Annotated in this window: 15 protein-coding genes; 10 read left to right on the top strand and 5 right to left on the bottom strand. The window is 62.8% G+C overall.

Annotated features, from left to right (window positions below):
• From C481_RS10280 to C481_RS10270, 3 genes are all read left to right on the top strand, one after another.
• Window positions 1-724, top strand: a 724-nt coding sequence (locus tag C481_RS10280) for an ABC transporter ATP-binding protein (RefSeq protein ID WP_006109135.1), incomplete at its 5' end; no start/stop codon positions are given.
• The gene (locus C481_RS10275) at window positions 714-2,135 is read left to right on the top strand and encodes an ABC transporter permease (RefSeq protein ID WP_241434677.1); all 1,422 of its coding nucleotides are present in this window, start codon (window positions 714-716) and stop codon (window positions 2,133-2,135) included. The genes C481_RS10280 and C481_RS10275, both read left to right, overlap by 11 nt.
• Window positions 2,132-3,364, top strand: a complete 1,233-nt coding sequence (locus C481_RS10270) for an ABC transporter permease (RefSeq protein WP_006109133.1) — start codon at window positions 2,132-2,134, stop codon at window positions 3,362-3,364. Before C481_RS10275 ends, C481_RS10270 begins: the two co-directional genes overlap by 4 nt.
• 4 nt (window positions 3,365-3,368) lie before the next feature.
• Here the strand turns inward: C481_RS10270 and C481_RS10265 are convergent, their stop codons facing one another.
• Both C481_RS10265 and C481_RS10260 read right to left on the bottom strand, forming a co-directional pair.
• Window positions 3,369-4,034: an METTL5 family protein gene (locus C481_RS10265; RefSeq protein WP_006109132.1), complete on the bottom strand. Its 666-nt coding sequence runs from the start codon at window positions 4,032-4,034 to the stop codon at window positions 3,369-3,371.
• 9 nt (window positions 4,035-4,043) lie between these two features.
• Window positions 4,044-4,445: a hypothetical protein gene (locus tag C481_RS10260; RefSeq protein WP_049902990.1), complete on the bottom strand. Its 402-nt coding sequence runs from the start codon at window positions 4,443-4,445 to the stop codon at window positions 4,044-4,046.
• A 155-nt stretch (window positions 4,446-4,600) separates the two neighbouring features.
• On the opposite strand from C481_RS10260, the gene C481_RS21230 reads away from it, so the two are divergent.
• Window positions 4,601-4,765: a zinc finger domain-containing protein gene (locus C481_RS21230; RefSeq protein ID WP_006109130.1), complete on the top strand. Its 165-nt coding sequence runs from the start codon at window positions 4,601-4,603 to the stop codon at window positions 4,763-4,765.
• A gap of 108 nt (window positions 4,766-4,873) precedes the next feature.
• Here the strand turns inward: C481_RS21230 and C481_RS10255 are convergent, their stop codons facing one another.
• Together C481_RS10255 and C481_RS10250 are read right to left on the bottom strand one after the other, a co-directional pair.
• The gene (locus tag C481_RS10255; RefSeq protein ID WP_006109129.1) at window positions 4,874-5,896 is read right to left on the bottom strand and encodes a disk-shape morphogenesis protein volactin; all 1,023 of its coding nucleotides are present in this window, start codon (window positions 5,894-5,896) and stop codon (window positions 4,874-4,876) included.
• A gap of 96 nt (window positions 5,897-5,992) precedes the next feature.
• Window positions 5,993-6,952: a DUF7139 domain-containing protein gene (locus C481_RS10250; RefSeq protein ID WP_006109128.1), complete on the bottom strand. Its 960-nt coding sequence runs from the start codon at window positions 6,950-6,952 to the stop codon at window positions 5,993-5,995.
• 265 nt (window positions 6,953-7,217) lie between these two features.
• Between C481_RS10250 and dph2 the strand changes: the two genes are divergently transcribed.
• Entirely contained in the window at window positions 7,218-8,267 is a 1,050-nt protein-coding gene (gene dph2 / locus C481_RS10245) for a diphthamide biosynthesis enzyme Dph2 (protein WP_006109127.1), read from the top strand.
• Between the two features lie 116 nt (window positions 8,268-8,383).
• Here dph2 and C481_RS10240 read toward each other — a convergent pair whose 3' ends face one another.
• Window positions 8,384-9,265: a superoxide dismutase gene (locus C481_RS10240; protein WP_006109126.1), complete on the bottom strand. Its 882-nt coding sequence runs from the start codon at window positions 9,263-9,265 to the stop codon at window positions 8,384-8,386.
• 159 nt (window positions 9,266-9,424) lie between these two features.
• Between C481_RS10240 and C481_RS10235 the strand changes: the two genes are divergently transcribed.
• The 5 genes from C481_RS10235 to C481_RS10215 all read left to right on the top strand — a co-directional run bounded on the left by C481_RS10235 (window position 9,425) and on the right by C481_RS10215 (window position 16,458).
• On the top strand, window positions 9,425-10,264 hold the full coding sequence (locus C481_RS10235) for an MBL fold metallo-hydrolase (RefSeq protein ID WP_006109125.1): 840 nt from the start codon (window positions 9,425-9,427) through the stop codon (window positions 10,262-10,264).
• Between the two features lie 130 nt (window positions 10,265-10,394).
• Complete coding sequence (locus C481_RS10230; protein ID WP_006109124.1) at window positions 10,395-12,494, top strand: midas domain-containing protein; 2,100 nt, start codon at window positions 10,395-10,397, stop codon at window positions 12,492-12,494.
• Window positions 12,495-12,626: 132 nt separating this feature from the next.
• Window positions 12,627-13,559 carry a hypothetical protein gene (locus C481_RS10225; protein WP_006109123.1) on the top strand — a complete coding sequence of 311 codons (933 nt, stop codon included), beginning with the start codon at window positions 12,627-12,629 and terminating at the stop codon, window positions 13,557-13,559.
• A 440-nt stretch (window positions 13,560-13,999) separates the two neighbouring features.
• Window positions 14,000-15,160 carry a poly-gamma-glutamate biosynthesis protein PgsC/CapC gene (locus C481_RS10220; protein ID WP_006109122.1) on the top strand — a complete coding sequence of 387 codons (1,161 nt, stop codon included), beginning with the start codon at window positions 14,000-14,002 and terminating at the stop codon, window positions 15,158-15,160.
• Complete coding sequence (locus C481_RS10215) at window positions 15,157-16,458, top strand: Mur ligase family protein (RefSeq protein ID WP_006109121.1); 1,302 nt, start codon at window positions 15,157-15,159, stop codon at window positions 16,456-16,458. Before C481_RS10220 ends, C481_RS10215 begins: the two co-directional genes overlap by 4 nt.
• Window positions 16,459-16,608: the final 150 nt, after the last annotated feature.

Genomic DNA, 16,608 nt, shown 5'->3' with positions numbered 1-16,608 from the left:
ACAGCCATCGGACGAGCGGCAGCCGACACCTGCCGTCCGACTCGACGGCGTCACCCACGAGTACGGTGCGACGGGTGGCCGCCTCCGAGCCGGTGAGCAACGAACCGTAACCGCCCTTCGGGACGTCTCGATCGACGTTCAGCCCGGCGAAACGATCGGACTCGAAGGCCCCAGTGGCAGCGGCAAGTCGACCATCCTCCACGCCGTCGCCGGCCTGTTGGTTCCGACTTCGGGCAGCGTCGAACTCGTCGGGACCGACCTGACGCCGCTCTCGACCCGGAAGCGAACCCACGTGCGCCGACAGCACGTCGGTATCGTCTTCCAGCACTTCCATCTCCTCCCCTCGCTCTCCGCACGAGCAAACGTTGCCCTCCCGCTCGTCCAGACCGGCGTGCCAAAGCGCGCCCGGCGAAAGCGAGCGACCGAACTCCTCACACAGGTCGGCCTCGAAGATCGAACCACCCACCTGCCGACCGAACTCAGCGGCGGCGAACGCCAGCGCGTCGCCATCGCCCGCGCCCTCGCGACCGACCCCACCGTCGTCATCGCCGACGAACCGACCGGTGAACTCGATACGGCGACCGGCGACGCCGTTCTCGACCTGTTGACCGACGTCGGACGCGAACGCGCGGTCCTGCTCGCTTCGCACGACGAGAGCACGCTCGCCGTCGCCGACCGCGTGATCACACTGCGCGATGGACGGGTGGTCGCCGATGGACACTGACGACGAGCAGCCGCCGAACGCGGGCAACGAACGTCGGGGTCAGAGCCGCGACGAACGAAGGACCGACGAGTTCAGCGGGCGGGGAACGAATCGAACTCGCTGGGTTGGATTGGGCCGACTGGCAGTGACGCGGCTGTGGAAGCGGACGACGAAGACGACCTCGCGTCGGGTTATCGCGACGATCAGCGCCGTTGCGTTGACGATCGCGCTGCTCGTGGTGGTGACCGGGGTCGCGCTCGCGCTCGCGGACGGCGGAACGACGACCGAGAACGACGCCGACGTGCAGGTGACGCCGGAATCGACGGACCTGCTCTCGTCCATCAACGGCGTCGAGGGGGCGCGGCTCGGCGAGGCCAACGAGCGCGCGGCGTCGATCCGGGCGGGCGAGGGCGTCGACCACGCGACGCCGGTGCTCACCGAACCGATGCGACTCGAACGGGCGGGAGAGGGTGGAACGACCGTAACCGAATCGAACGAAACGGATGCGAACGCGACCGACAACCGCACCGCAACCGACCCGCAGACCATCCTCCTCGTCGGCGTCACCCCGGACGAGGAACCCCGAACCGTCGCCGGACTCCCGACGAACGAACTCGCCGCCGAGTCGAACGCCGCCGCTGACGACACTGTCACAACCGGTACCAACGCCACCGCAGCCCCGGGTCAGCGTGAACTCGTCCTCTCGACGACCGCCGCGGAGCGTCTCGGTGTCACCGCGGGCGACGAACTCGCCGTCTCGAGTTCACAGTTCGAAGCGACGGACACGCCACCGCCGACGGTGACCGTCACGGCCGTCGCGGAGACGAGCGGTGACGACGAAACGCCCGTCGCGCTCGGCCACTTGCGCGCCCTCCAGACGCTTTCGGGTGCGAGCGAGGGTGAACTCGCGGATCGAGTGCTGGTCTGGGGCGAATCCGACGCGGCCGCGGACGAGGCTGCAGCGGCCTATCCGGATGCGACCGTCGAGACGCCCGATCGCACCGATCCCTCGCTGTTGTTCGACGACGGGTTGGCGTTCGTGACCAGCGTGCTCGCGCTCGTCGTCGGCGTCGCGATCTGCGCGGCGTTCGTCGCGACGACGGCGGGGATGACCGTCAACGAGGATCGGCGGATGCTCGCCGTTCTCGAGTCCGTCGGGTTCCCGACGCACAGCAGGCTCGCGATCGTTGCGATTTCGACGCAGGCGCTGACGCTGTGTGGCGCGCTGCTCGGCGGTGTGCTCGGATTCGTCGGCATCCACGCGCTCAACGCCGTCGCGAGCGGGACCATCGCACCGGGAGCGATTGCAGAGACCCATCCGCTGTTCCTCCCGTACGCGCTCGTCATCGCGTGCGTCGCCGGGCTGATCGCGATTCCGTACCCGCTCGTCATCGCCGCCCGAACGTCCGTGCTCGCGGAGGTGAGCCGATGAGTCTCCGTTACCCGGTCGTCCGAACTCGGGCCGTGATCGGCCTCGCGTTCGCTCAGCTCCGGCGCTCACCCGGGCGGACCGTCCTCGCCGTCTTCGCCGTCAGCCTCTCGGTCCTGGCGGTGACGCTCCTCGCGAGCCTCGGTGCCGGCGTCGTCGAAGTGGGTGAGACCGGACTCGACAACGCCAACCGGGACATCTGGATCTCGAGCGACCCCGTCGATCCGTCGGCGAGCGGCACCGAGAATCCGATCGCCGACTCCCACGGGACGGCCGCCGAACTCACCGCTCGCGACGACGTGAGTTCCGCCGCACCGCTTGCAATGCACGAGGTATACATCGGTACCGAACCGGACGACCTCGAACGTACCTCCGCGGTCGGCGTTCAGGAGACTCACGACGGCTTCGACTTCCAGAGTGGGCGCGGCTTCGATCGCGTCGAACCGCCGAGCGACGGCGAGCGCCCAACCGAGCCACAGACGGCCGAAATCGTCCTCGACCCGCAGGTTGCGGACGCGGTCGGTGCCACCGTCGGCGACACCGTTTACGTCGGCACCAGCCGCGAGACCGCCCCCGACTACGAGTTCACCGTCGTCGGGACCGCGTCCTACTACTCGCAGTTCCTCGGCACGCCAGCAGTAACGGTTCCGCTGCCCGACCTGCAGGTCGTCGCCGGAACGACGGGGACCGATCGGGCGACGTTCATCACCGCCGATGCGGCCGCCGGTTCCGACCCGGCGGCTGTCCGGGACGACCTCGCAGCCGAGTATCCGGACTACGAAGTTCGGACGAGCGACGAGCAGGTCGAGGCCATGGTCGCGGACCGCCCCCTCGTGCTTGCGAGCGGAACGACGCTGGTCGGCCTCGCCGTCATCGGCGGCGTCGTCCTCACCACCAATCTGTTCGCGCTCGTGGTCACCCAGCAACGACGCGAACTCGCCGCGCTACGAGCGATCGGACTCTCGCGGCACGTCCTCGCGGGGATGATCGCCGTCCAGGGCCTCGTCATTGGCTTCCTGGGCGGCATCGTCGGCATCGTCGCTACCCCGCCGCTCACGCACGCCCTCAATCGACTCGCGCACGAACTCGTCGGCTTCGAGAACCTCCTGCAAACGCCGCCCGAGGTCTATCTCGCCGGCTTCGCACTCGCGGTCGGCGTCGGAACGGTCGTCGCAGGAATCACCGGCTGGCGCGTCGGACGGACGCTCAAACTCCAGCATCTCGAGCTGTAGCGGCTCAGGACCACTCGATCCGAAAGACCTCCGCCGCGAGTTCGGTACTCGCCTCGGTGTGGAACTCGAAGCGGCGGTCGATCGGAAACGCCGCCCGGAAGGCGTGCGTAACGGTACCGCCCTCGTCGGCGGCGAAGGACTCGACGAACTCCTGGCTGCCCTCGTTGTGGATCGTATAGGAGACGGCGGCGAGCGAGCGAGCGGTTTCGAGAAAGGTGCGGTCGGCGTGGCGATTGCCGCGTTGCGCGCCGAACGGCGGGTTCGAGAGCACGGTGACACCGTCGCCGTCCTCGATTCGGGGTGCGACGCCGGTCCCGGAGAAAGAGAGCGGGAGTGACTGTGGCGTGACGGTGCCTTGTACCCAGTCGACGGCGGCAGCCCGGTCGACGCGGGCGGCGTTTTCGCGTGCGAGTTCGAGCGCGTCGCGATCGAGATCGACGCCGACGACTCGATCGGCACCGGCGAGGGCTGCTGCGATAGCGAGCATCCCCGTCCCGGAACCGAGGTCGACAATCGGTCCCTCGAGATCGGCCTGTAAATCGGCGAGATGAACGAGGTGAGCGGCGATTTCCGGCGGCGTAAGATACTGCTCTAACGCGGGCGAGGGATCGGTGAAGTCAGCGAGCGACTCGAGTTCGCGAGCCAGGGCGCGCCGGGACCGGCCTGTCATGACGCCGACTCAGTGCTCGAGCGTGATGGGTCCCTCGAGATCGAAGACGAGGCCCTCGCGCTCGGCGCGCTCGGCACAGGCCGCGAGTGCGGGACGGACCTTCTCCGCGTTGGCAACGTCGTCGACGGCGACGGTGAGCGTTCCAACGCCGAGGAACGACGCCGCACGGACGTACTCTCGAAGCTGATCGGCCTGCTCCTGCGTCGCGAGCGAGCAATCCTCGTCGAAGCAGGCCTCGACGGTCAACTCGACCGGCGAGAGGTTCTCCTCGGCGAACTCGCGGTTCAGATCGCGGAGGTGGCCGGGTGCCGTCGACTCGAGTGCCGCAGCCTCGACGGAGACGGGCGTTACGTCGGCAGGGCGGCAGTGGTCGAGCGTCACTTCTCGATCGGCGGACGTAGTGGTGCTCATACAACACCATACATGAGTTGCATACAAAAAGATTTGCAAATGCTCAGTAATAATATCTCGTGCGAGATTCGTCTTCGCGCACGGAGGACCCGCACAGATGACAGTTTCACGAGAGTATCGAATAGAGTTAAGGAGAGTCCGTGAGAGAGTCAGGTATGGAGTGTCCACGGTGTCAGGGCTCGCTCGAAGAACTCTCGCTGGGTGAGGCGTCGACCGTCTCGTGTCCACACTGTGCGTACGCAGACATTCCGGTCGAGCACGACCGACCGCCCGAAGAGCGTGAATCCTGGCGAGACGCGTTCAACCGGTTCTACGAGTAGTAAGCGGTGCACCGCGAAAACGTGAGCCGTCGCTGAAACGGTGTGACCGAAAGGAATCCGAATCTGGGTTCGAGTCCGAGTCTGAGTCTGCGGCTGTGAATCGAGTCGTTACTCGCTCGCAGCTGCTTCTGCCTCTTCCTCGTCGTGGTCGACGTCCTCGTCCGAGCGTGCGGCAACGAGACCGCCGCGAGCCACACTGTAAAGCGGTTCGTTCGCGTGCGTGACGCCGCTAATCGAGAACGGAATGCTCGCGTCCTCTAGGTGGTCGCGGAACAGGGCCTCGAAGCCGCTGGGGCTCGAGGTCCCGCCGGTGACGACGACCGGCACGTCGAGGCCTTCCTCGACGTCTTCCTCGTCGACTTCCGAGACGATGTTGTCGATAACGTAGTCGAGCAGGTTCTCGTAGTAAATCGAGAGTGCACCCTCGACGCCGCCGACATCCGTCGTGAAGTCGAGTTCGAAGTCGTCCTCCTTGATGGAGGTGACCTTGTCGACAGGGGTACCCGTCGCGCGGGCGGCCTGCTCGTCGACCCAGTCGCCACCGCGGGCGACGGAGAACTTCATGACGGGCACCGCGTAGTAGGAGAGACAGACGTTCGTCATCCCGGCACCGAAGCTGATGCCGAGGCCGGTGAAGTTGTTATCCGCGAGTTCGCTGTAGATGACGGACATGCCCTCGTTGATCGGTTCGGAGTCGTACCCCATGTCGTCGAGGAACGACTCGATCGTCTTCTGGTGGTACAGCGTCGACAGATCCGAGTCGATCGGATCCGCGGGGGACGAGAAGTACAGTTTCTCGTCCGGATAGGCGGGTTCGCCGACGACCTGCTCGATGATGAGCTTCATCATCGGGATCGCGCTCTGCTCGTCGTTCGAGAGGATCCCGTGTTTCATCGGCCGCCGCGTCTCCTTGTTGAAAATATTCGCAAAGTTCAGGGCGTCGTCGCCGACGACGTACACCTTGTCATCCTTGCGAATGTGGAGTACTTCGCTTCGCGAGAGCATCTGCTCGGCCATATCCGAGTACTCGATCTCTACGAAGGAGTTGCGCTGTTGCACGAACACCGTGTCGTTCCCATCCTGTTGTGCAGACAGGATGTTCATGGTTCCGACGTCTAGGCCTTTCGCCATGGTTGGGCAAGGCGGCCGATAGATTATAAAACTATGTACCTAAATCCTATCTGCGGTAATTCACAAAGAATTTACTGTTTGAATAGGCTACACGCGCTACTCTCGTCGAACGGCTGACCGAACCCGTTCAAGAAGGGCAGTGAGTGGGGAAAACAGGCCATCGCCGGCGCCGGCACCGGTACCGATGCCACCATGCTGGCCGCTCTCAGCCGACTGCTCGTCTTCGCGCTGTTGCTCGCGCAGTTCCTTCAACTTCGCCGTCTGATCGTCGACCGTCGACTGCGAGGTCGTCGTCTTCGTCTCGCCGCCTTTCAGCCCCTTGAGACCCGCAACCTGGTCGTCAACGCCGCTCGATCGGGTCGTCTTCGTCCCTACATTCGTGTCGACGGAGACGCCATCGAACTCGTTCTTCGAAAAGTTCAGCCGCTTGTGTTCCGTCTTCTTGACGCCGCCCCAGGAGAGTTCAACGTCCTCCATGGCCGCGTCGATATCGCGCTCGATGTCCGCGTCGGTGAACTCGGGGTCGTCCTCGGTTTCCGTCTCGTCTTCGTCGCCGGCGTCGACGGCCTCGGTCTGGCGCGCCAGTTCGAGGTAGTGGGCGACGAGCGCCGCGCCCGTCGAGGCGGTGATCCCCGCGAGTCCGACCGCGTAGGTCGCCGTTACCTCGACGGTGTAGTCGCGTTCGGCCATGAAGTTCCAGTTGTCCGGGTACGCGAACAGGAAGCCGATCGTCGCCGCGAGGGTCACAAGCGCGCCGGCTCCCGAGATGCCGATGACCTTCCGGTCCGACGGCAAGAGGACGACGACGCCCAGAATCATCGCTGGAAGCGACAGCATTCCGAGCGCGTAGGCCGGTCGTACCCACGTGAAGTACGCCGGGTTCGATCTACTGAACGTACTACTCCAGAGAAAGAGGATCAGTGCGACGACCGCCAGACCGATGCCGCCGAGGAACAGGCCGAACCCGAGATAGACGTCCGTCCTGCTCTCGGGTTCGCCGATATATCGGCGGTAGAGGTCGAAGAGATAGCCATCTGTGGGCCGTTCCGCTGCCATTACCACCCCGTTTAGACTCCAGTACTATGACTGTTGGGACGGGTATGAAGAAAGTAAACTTCATAAATCCAATTGTTAGCCGGCAGTTCACCGCCCGTCCGTTCACCTCCGCCCGTTCCCTCTCGGGGCCACCAGCGACCAGCAGTGACCAAGAGCACGCCTCCCGTGAACCGCGAATACGACCCCCAAATCACTGGCTATCACCCGCTATCCCCCAATACCCAGAAGCGCCGCCGTTATACGTTCGTGGCCGTTAGGACGGTCAATGAGTCAGGAGTCGGAGTACACCGAGGGGGACCTTCGGAACACCGGAATGCAACTCAAGCACGACCGCGAGTGGGACTACGAACTCGAGCGAATCATCGACGCCATCGAGGAACGAGACGCCGAAAAAGTCGGGCTCCAGTTCCCGGAGGGTCTCAAACGCCGCGGTCCCTCCGTCGCCGACGACCTGCGTGAACTCGCGGACGACGACGTGACGTTCATGCTCTCGGGCCAGCCCTGTTACGGTGCCTGCGACCTGGACACCTACCTGATGAAACGCACCGACGTGTTCGCCCACTTCGGCCACTCGCCGATGAAGAACACGGACAAGGTCATCTACGTGCCGCTGTTCTCGAACGTCGAAGTTCTCCCGATCATGGAGGAAGCCCTAGAGACCCTCGACGATCCGGACGACACCGAAGACGTCGGCCTCGTGACGACGGCCCAGCACATGAATCGCTACGAGGAGATGACCGCGTTCCTCGAAGAACACGGCTACGAGGTCCACAGCCGCCGCGGCGACGAGCGACTCACCCACGAGGGCCAGGTGCTCGGCTGCAACTACGCGAGCGCGGACGTGCCCGCGGATCAAGTCCTCTACGTCGGCGGCGGCAAGTTCCACCCCCTCGGGCTGGCGATGGAACACCCCGACAAACACGTCGTCATCGCCGACCCCGTCAACAACGTCGTCACCCCAGCAGATACGGAGAAGTTCATGAAACAACGCTACGCCTCCGTCCACAAGGCCATGGATGCCCAGAAGTGGGGCGTCATCTTCTGCACCAAAATCGGCCAGGGACGCTGGGATCAGGCGCAGGAAATCCTCGAAGACAACGACGACGCCTATCTCATCACGATGGACGAAGTCACCCCCGACCGACTCCGCAACTTCGACATGGACGCCTTCGTCAACACCGGCTGTCCACGGATCACGACCGACGACGGTCCGCAGTTCCACAAACCGATGCTCACCCCCGGCGAGTACGAAATCGCCGTCGGCAACAAACCGCTCGACGAACTCTCCTTCGATACGTTCCACGGCACCTGGTGAACTCGGTCGGCGACGAGTACCGGCCAGTAGCGACCGACTACTGGCCATCGATTATTGACTGCCAACCGACGGCCAACGACCATCGAGTTCACCCGACGCCAGCCGAGGTCTCGAGTTCAGTTCGAGCGGTCGGAGTCTTTGGTGGGAGTGGTGGTATCGGTATCGGTATCGGTGGTAGTGTCCGTCTCAGTATGAGCGTCAGTACCAGTGGCCGTACTGCCGGTATCACCGGTCTCCGAGTTCAGCCCGCACCGCAGTTCGGCGAGGATCTCGTATCGCTGCCCGACGGCGGTCCAGTCGACGACGTTCCACCACGCATCGACGTAGGCCCCGCGGTCGTTCTCGTACTGCAGATAGTAGGCGTGTTCCCAGACATCGAGCGGCAAAAGCGGGGTCGCGCCTTGATGGGCGAGTTCGTTTTGGTCCTCGACCTGGCCGATCACCAGGGCGTCCGCGAGCGGTTCGTAGAATAACATCGCCCAGCCGGCGCCTTCGACCGCGGTCGCGGTTGCGGTGAACTCGGCCTGAAACGCCTCGAACGAGCCGAATTGGTTCTCGATCGCCGTCGCAAGGGCGCCGTCTGGCCTCCCGCCGCCGTCGGGACTCATGCTCGCCCAGAAGACCGAGTGATTGACGTGGCCGGAAAGGTTGAACGAGAGGTCCCGCTTCGTCGATCGAATTCCCTCGAAATCCTCGTTCGCTCGCATTTCGTCGAGTTCTTCGACTGCTGCGTTGGCGCTGTCGACGTACGACTGGTGGTGTTTGCCGTGGTGAAGTTCCATGATTCGCGCGTCGATGTGTGGTTCGAGGGCGTCGTACGCGTAGGGCAATTCGGGAAGTCGATAGTCGGGACGCCCGGATGCGCCGGTGGTGCAGTCGTCGGATTCGGCCGTCGCTCCCGCCGCCACCGAACTGAACAATGCGAGGCCGCCGACACCGCCGATTGTCTGTAGGATGCTCCGTCGCTGTGGCTCCGACCCGAGTAGTTGATCCGACATCACCGAGAGACACCAAGAGAGATTGCCGTTAGCGTTATCCCGGCGAGCGAAAGCAGCGGCTCTGTAGCGCGAGACTACCGCGTATCGATGTCGTGCCGGCGATCGGTCCACGGAGACAATAACACTTACCCAGTCAGTCCACACAGCAGTCAGGTAACCGTGATTCACAGCGACTGGAACGACTGGCTCGTACGCGACGTCGAAGACGCCTCGCCGGACGGCGTTTCGATCTGGTACCTCGGCTGTAACGGCTTCATCGTGAAGGGCCGCAATGGAACGACGATCTTCATCGATCCCTACGTCGGGCTCGGCGACCCGCCGCGGACGGTCCGCATGATCCCCGTTCCGTTCTCCCCCGCGGACGTGACCGAGGCCGACGCCGTCCTCGCGACCCACGAGCATACAGACCACGTTCACGGCCCGAGTCAGGCACCGATCCTCGAAAGTACGGGCGCAACGTTCTACGCGCCCGACGACAGCCTCGCGGTCGCGCGCGAAGACGAAAACTGGACCGACGAGTGGGACGTAAGCGACGACCAGCTCACTGAAGTGACGGAGGGCGACACCATCGAAATCGGCGAGTTCACGCTGCACGTCGAGCCGGCCCACGACCCGGACGCGACCCACCCCGTGAGCTACGTCCTCGAACACGACGCCGGCACGTTCTTTCACGGCGGCGACACGAAACCGGGCGAGACGTTCGACCGCATCGGCGAGGCGTACGATATCGACCTCGGCGTGCTCGCGTTCGGTACCGTCGGACAGATCCCGGACAAGGAGACCCGCGAACCCAAGCGAACGCGCTGGTACAACGACGAAAACCAGCTCGTCGAAACGGCCGCCGCGCTCGAACTCGACCGCGTGGTACCGACCCACTGGGACATGTGGAAAGGACTGACCGCGGACCCGAAAGTGCTCCACCACCACGCGAAGAGCTTCGACTATCCGCGGGAACTCGAGATCATCGAGATCGGCGACCGGGTCGACCTCCCCGCGTAAGTCGTCGGTCCGCTCGCAGTATCTCGATCTGACACCACGACATCGAAGCCGCCGGTGGCAAACGCCAGCCGGCGATTGCAGCTGGTACCGTCCGTATCATTTATAGTAATGGTCTAGTAACGTTGGTCCCATGAGTAGCACCGCCGACACGGACGACGTGATCGAGGTCAGTGCCGACGGGTTGACCGTCCAAAAGACGTTCGCGGCGGACGAGTTTCCCGTACCTGCCCTCCGGTTCGAGATCGAATCGGAGCACGACGAGCAGGTCGCATTCCGACTCTCCGAAGACATCCCCGAATCGTTCCCGATGGACAAGGTCGGGTTCCACCCCGACCACTACAGCGAGGACTGGACCGCCTTCCAGGACAACCGCGTCGAGTTCACCCACACGCTCGACCCGGGCGACGAACTCGTGACGGTGTACGGCATTCGAATCGACGACGAGGAGACGGTCCCCGAATTCCTCACCGAACCGGAAATCGTCGAGGTCAGTTCCGAGGCCGACGCCAGCACCGGTGGTGACGAGGTCGACGACGCCATCATCGACAGCATCGTCTCCGACGAACGCACGCAGGCAGTCAAAGATATGATCGCCGGTGAGTCCGGCTCCGTGCCGGGGCTCGACGAAGAGTCGACGGACGCCGATCCTAATCCTGACCCCAATCCCGATCACGACGAAGCGACCGACGAGCCGACTGCAGACACGACAGCTACCGAAATGGACGACGACGCAGCCGAGACGCCTTCCGATGGCGACCTCGATCTTGAACTCGAAGACGAGACCGAATCGCTCGATCTGACGCCCGACGACGAGGCCGACGCGCTCGAAGAGTCCGGCGATCTGGACCTGGACCTCGGCAGTATCGACACGGAACCCGACTCGGAACCGTCCGATGACGGATCCGACGAGACGCCGGACATCGACCTCGGGTTCGAGGACGACGACCTCACCGATCTCGACGAGGACGAAACGATCTCGAGTGCACTCAGCGACGAGTCGACAGCCGACACGGACGCGGACGCGGACGAATCCGACGCCGAAGCGCTCGAACTCGAACCGGACGATGACGGCCCGGAACTCGAACTCGATCTGGATGACGAGACGGACGACGGCGGCGACCCGGCTGACACCGCACCCGAGGAAGACGAGACCGACACCGCCGACGAACTCGAGGGCGCGGACGACGCGGCTGCGTCGACCGACGCGGACGAAGACGACGAGACGCCGGTGACAGGTGAGTCGGCCGAGAAAGCGGAACCCGAGCCCGAGACCGCCCCGGCTGACACCGACGACACTGACGCCCCACCGACGGGGATGGAAACGGAGACGGACGCTGCTGGCGCTGCAACCGATTCGTCCGATACCGACGCAGTGCCTGAATCTGACGCGGCCCCGGACGCGGGAGCAGAGACAGACGCAGACACCGCCCGCCCGCTCGGCGCGCAACTCGCAGCCGAGATCCGCAACGACGATCTCGACGAGGACGACCTCGCGGTCCTCCGAACCGAACTCGACAGCGCGGACGCGGACGACGAAGCCACCGAACCCGACACGACCACGCCGACGAGCGCCGATCTCGCCAGAATCGACCACCTCCAGTCCCGAGTCGAGGAGGTCGCCGCCTACACGGACGCCCTCGAAACGTTCCTCGGCGAGAACGGCACCGACGAGCAGATCATCGACGAGTTCAGAAGTGAACTCGCCGCCTTCGAGGACGATCTTGCATCGATGGATGACCGCCTCTCGGGAACCCACTCGCAGGTCACGACCCTCGAAACCGAAGTCGAAACGCTGACCGAGTGGACCACCGACATCGAGGACGACCTCGCGACTACCGCGGACACCGTCGACGAACTCGACTCTCGGACTGATCGCATCGAAACCGACGTGGACGATGTCGCGACCGATCTCGATACTGTCGATTCCGATGTCGAGCAACTGGAAGCCGACCTCGACGGCGTCGACGACGACGTTTCCAGCGTCGATTCGCGCGTCGACGATCTCGCCGAAACTGTCGACAGCCTCGAGAGCGACCTGTCCGCGTCCATCGACGATCTCTCGACGGAGATCGACGCCGTCAAATCCGACGTGTCGACCGTCGAATCAGACGTCGAAACGGTAGAAGATGACCTCGAAACCGTCGAAGACGAACTCGACGACGTTCGTTCGGAGGTCACCGACATTCAGGAGTGGCGCGACCAGCTGGGGTCGATGTTCTCGGATTCGTAAGTCTCTATTGCCGTAGTATCTCGCCAATCGCCCGGGCGACGGGAGACAGCGGCGAACGTCCTGAGAAACGGACCCACGGAACTACCGCACGAAACGCAACTCGTTTATCTCTCGCCGGGTGAGAATTCGTCGATGGGCGAGACGATCCCGATCGCTGTTCCTCGAAAAGGACGACCGCTCGAGTCGGTCCTCGACCGCCTGGCAAGTCGACTCGATATCGCCGACCTCGCAGACGAGATTTCGTCGACGCTTCGCCACGAAAAGGCCCTGACCAAGGGAACGCTCGATGCTTCGGAGGAAAACGTCTACCATCGTCTCGCCGACTACAGCGCCGTCGACGACCCGACCGAACCCGAATACACCCTCGTTCGGGACACCCGCGCCGGAAAGCCCCGTCGAATCGTCTTCGACAGCGTGACGATCCCGCTCGACGACGCCACCGGTCTCGACGTACCCACCGACGATACCGAAATTCAACTCGTCGGACGCGAGGAACCGTTTCGATCGCTTCGAACCCACGAGTTCGCACTCGGGTTCGACAGTGCCGACCTCGTGCTGGAGGAAGTCGTCGAACTCCGACCCGACCCGCTCGACCGAATCGCCGACGTAAACGCCCGAATCGATCCCGCAGATACTGACGTGCAGGTCGTCACCGGACTCGGGGATACCGTCTATCACACGCTGATGGGCAGTCCCGAGGCGGTCCCATCTGCGACGTCGCTCGACCGGGACTTTCTCGCCGAGTACGACGGCCCGCTCTGCATCGAACCGCGATACGAACGACTCGTCCGGGCCGTCCTTGGGACGAGCGCGCTCGAAGATATCGAGTTCAAGTATCCGGCCGACGGTCGCGAAGAGGAGGCGGCGATCGCCGATACCGGAATCGGCGTCTACCTGACGGTAACGGGTTCGACCGCCCGCGAGCACGGACTGCTTCTTGGCGAACAGTTGTTCCCGAGTGAAACCGTCCTGCTAGAGAGCACTCCCGAAGTAACTACCGCAGTACGGGACGTTCGCGCGTTATTGAACGGTGGCGATCTCGACACGGAACTCGGCGTCGAATAGTAGTCGTCGGGAACGGGCTCGCTGCGCCCGACCACGGCGCGGAATCGACGAGCGGCAGGGACCGGGGCGGCAGACAGTTAAAATACCATATGCGTTTAGGATCTTCTACCTGACACGTTTTCGTAGAGAGACTAAATAGAACGATATACCCGTTGGAAAGAGTTTATACCACAATTCCATAGAAATATAGATGTCTCCGTAAGTCCATCCCAGACTGCATGGCAATAGATATCACTATTGCTTATAGCCATTAGTGTTAATGGAGTAACTAATTTGAAAATACAAAATTAAAGAACATGGTATAAAGTATTAAGTCGTTCTCATCACAACTTTCCAACTGCGTATATGACAAAATATACGGCGATTCGTACCGGTTACGAACTTCGCTACAGCCACACTGCGGAACAGAAATCTGCGAACAGCCGAACGGAGCGTAGTACATGATCGTTGCAGCAGCAATTACAATTCTCGGAATTGCGATCGGTATCGGCGTCACACAGTACCGAGGGCTTCGAATGGGCGGTGTGATCGTCGTCCCGCTTCTTGCCGTGTACACGCTGTATTCGTTCGAAGCACTGCCGCTTTTCCTCGTCACGGCGACTCTCGCGTACTGCCTGGTCGGTCTTATTCGACGGCACACGCTGATTTACGGCCGCCAACTACTGCTCGTGAGTCTCGCCGCCGGCGCGCTCGGTCCGGTGACTCTCGCGCTCGTTTTCAATCGGTGGGCGATCCTCGGCTCCACGGTCGAACTCGCGTTCACCGGGACGATCTTACCCGGTATTGCCGCCTACAACTATCACAAACTCGATCCGGAGGATCGCCGTCTCGATCTCCTCGTGAGCGCCGGACTTTTCGTCGGATTAGTGGCTATCGCGGCTGCGCTCGTTTCGCCGACGCTCGCCACGCAACTCCGCTCGAGCCTCACGTCAATCCTCTTTACACCGGCCTCCGACATCGCTCAGTATCGAAACGCAGTCGCCGGTTCGGTCCCGATGACGACGACTCTAGATCGGATCTGGATGCTCGGTCTGTTCCTCGTCGGACTCGTCTTCTCCGAGATGGCACACGCTCGATGGGGCGTCCGACTGGGCGGGCTGATCGCGATTCCGCTTCTCGTCGCCCTTTCGATCGTGAACGCGTGGACGCTCGGCGTGTTCATCGCCGGCGTGGTCGTGGTCTACGCGTCCATTACGGCGATCAACGCGATCACCCTGATCTACGGACGCGTCTTGTTAAGCCTCAGCGTCATCACGGCGATGGGATACGGCGTTCTCGTCGCGTCCGTTGCCCCCGCCACCGTCGGCTTCTCGCTTTACTTCACGGTCCTGCTCGCGGGAATCAGTGCGTACAACTACCACCGCGTCGCGCCCGCCGAACGCCTCGAATCGGTTGCCCTCGCAGCGGCGCTTTACGCCCTGCTTCTCGCCGGGACGAGAACGTTCGTTGAACCGCGGGAGACCGGCATACTGACCACGGTGTCCGCCGCCGAATTCGCCGTCCTTCTCGGCGCGGTTCTGTTCGGCATTTACTGTGTGCACCGTCTCGAAACGCGTCGACAAGCGGTTGCCAACTACCACTCCAGGCAGGTGCTCGCATGAGCGACAAACAGGAAAACGCAAACTCTCCCCTCGACATGGCTCGCGAAACGAACATCGTAAGCACGATCGGAAAAACCATCAACGGCGTGAAACACGCGTGTCTTCGCGGGCTACGCCACACGCGTCGATTCGACGACATCGATACGCAGATCGTGATCTCGGGAACTCGCGGCAAATCGAGTCTCACCCGATGGGTATACGACATCCTTTACGACAGGGAGTACGACGTGCTTGCAAAGGTAACCGGCAACCGTCCGGTCTCGATCCATTCGGGAGAGACCCATCCGATTTCTCGCAGACACCGGGTCACGCTCTACGAGAACGAACGAGAGATCCGTTCGCACACGCCGGACGATGCCCTAATCGTCGAAAACCAGGCGATTACCTCGTACACTACCCGAATGGTAAACGCTCGGTTCGTCGATCCGGACGTCGTCGTGTTGAGCAACGTTCGCGAGGACCACCTGTCGACCCTCGGTAGCGACCGGTACAAGGTCGCCCGCGGATTGGTTCGAGCGATTCCGGAAGGCACCCACGTCATTAACGCCGAACAGGATCCACACATACGGGAGTTTCTCGAAACCGAAATCAACCGCCGAAACGCAACCGTGAGCCACGTCACGGTCCCCGAAGAATACGAACACATTCCCGGCATCGAGTCGATCTACGCGCTCAACGAAATCCTGCGGGCTATCGACGAGGTTCCGCTGACGGACGATGAACTCGCAGTGTACCGCGACCGAATGGATGTCGAATGGCGACAGCTCGCCGACGGACGCGTCTACAACGCAGCGGAAGTCAACGACGTCCAGAGCACGGAGATGATACGCCAGGCACTCTTCGCAAAAGACCCGGCCATAGACCGTATCGAACCGTTCCTCTACCTCCGCGGCGACCGACGGGGGCGATCAGTTTCGTTCCTGCACTACCTCAATGACCTGTACGACCAGGATGAACCGGTCTTTGACCGCGTCCACGTCGCGGGCGGAACGACGAGTGCGTTCGCTCGGAAGGCGGCGTTCCCCGTCACGGTTCACGAGACGGAGACACCGGCTGGCGACGTGCTCCAATCGCTGTTGGAGAACGAACGCCCTGTCTATATCATGGGCAACACCGTCGCGACGTTCATGCGCGACCTCGAGAACGCCATCGAAGAGCGTGAACTCCCCACCGAGACGTGGCACAGTGCAGACCGGAGCGACGAACCCCAGCAGACTCCGAAAGAATCAGCTTCATCCGACGTCACCTCTCAACCACCTAAACAGACGAAGACCGTAGAAATCCCCGACAGCAACTAACCGGCGATCGACCGAGACTCTCGAATTCGAGACAACTGTATTCGTTCCTTCCTAACCGTCTCGGAGTCGGTATTGATAGCTCACCGCGCATTCGTCCGGAAAGGAATCACAGAATGTTGATCGCGGGCACCCCTTCCGTTCTCAGGACAT

The sequence above is a fragment of the Natrialba asiatica DSM 12278 genome (assembly GCF_000337555.1).
Lineage (GTDB): Archaea > Halobacteriota > Halobacteria > Halobacteriales > Natrialbaceae > Natrialba > Natrialba asiatica.
This window is presented reverse-complemented; position numbering and strand designations above follow the sequence as displayed.

Coding starts and splice junctions, on each gene's coding strand:
- C481_RS10275 (WP_241434677.1), top strand. CDS start 714: ATGGACACTGACGACGAGCAGCCGCCGAACGCGGGCAACGAACGTCGG.
- C481_RS10215 (WP_006109121.1), top strand. CDS start 15,157: ATGAGCGACAAACAGGAAAACGCAAACTCTCCCCTCGACATGGCTCGC.
- C481_RS10260 (WP_049902990.1), bottom strand. CDS start 4,445: ATGAGCACCACTACGTCCGCCGATCGAGAAGTGACGCTCGACCACTGC.
- dph2 (WP_006109127.1), top strand. CDS start 7,218: ATGAGTCAGGAGTCGGAGTACACCGAGGGGGACCTTCGGAACACCGGA.
- C481_RS10225 (WP_006109123.1), top strand. CDS start 12,627: ATGGGCGAGACGATCCCGATCGCTGTTCCTCGAAAAGGACGACCGCTC.
- C481_RS10255 (WP_006109129.1), bottom strand. CDS start 5,896: ATGGCGAAAGGCCTAGACGTCGGAACCATGAACATCCTGTCTGCACAA.
- C481_RS10240 (WP_006109126.1), bottom strand. CDS start 9,265: ATGTCGGATCAACTACTCGGGTCGGAGCCACAGCGACGGAGCATCCTA.
- C481_RS21230 (WP_006109130.1), top strand. CDS start 4,601: ATGGAGTGTCCACGGTGTCAGGGCTCGCTCGAAGAACTCTCGCTGGGT.
- C481_RS10250 (WP_006109128.1), bottom strand. CDS start 6,952: ATGGCAGCGGAACGGCCCACAGATGGCTATCTCTTCGACCTCTACCGC.
- C481_RS10230 (WP_006109124.1), top strand. CDS start 10,395: ATGAGTAGCACCGCCGACACGGACGACGTGATCGAGGTCAGTGCCGAC.
- C481_RS10270 (WP_006109133.1), top strand. CDS start 2,132: ATGAGTCTCCGTTACCCGGTCGTCCGAACTCGGGCCGTGATCGGCCTC.
- C481_RS10265 (WP_006109132.1), bottom strand. CDS start 4,034: ATGACAGGCCGGTCCCGGCGCGCCCTGGCTCGCGAACTCGAGTCGCTC.
- C481_RS10220 (WP_006109122.1), top strand. CDS start 14,000: ATGATCGTTGCAGCAGCAATTACAATTCTCGGAATTGCGATCGGTATC.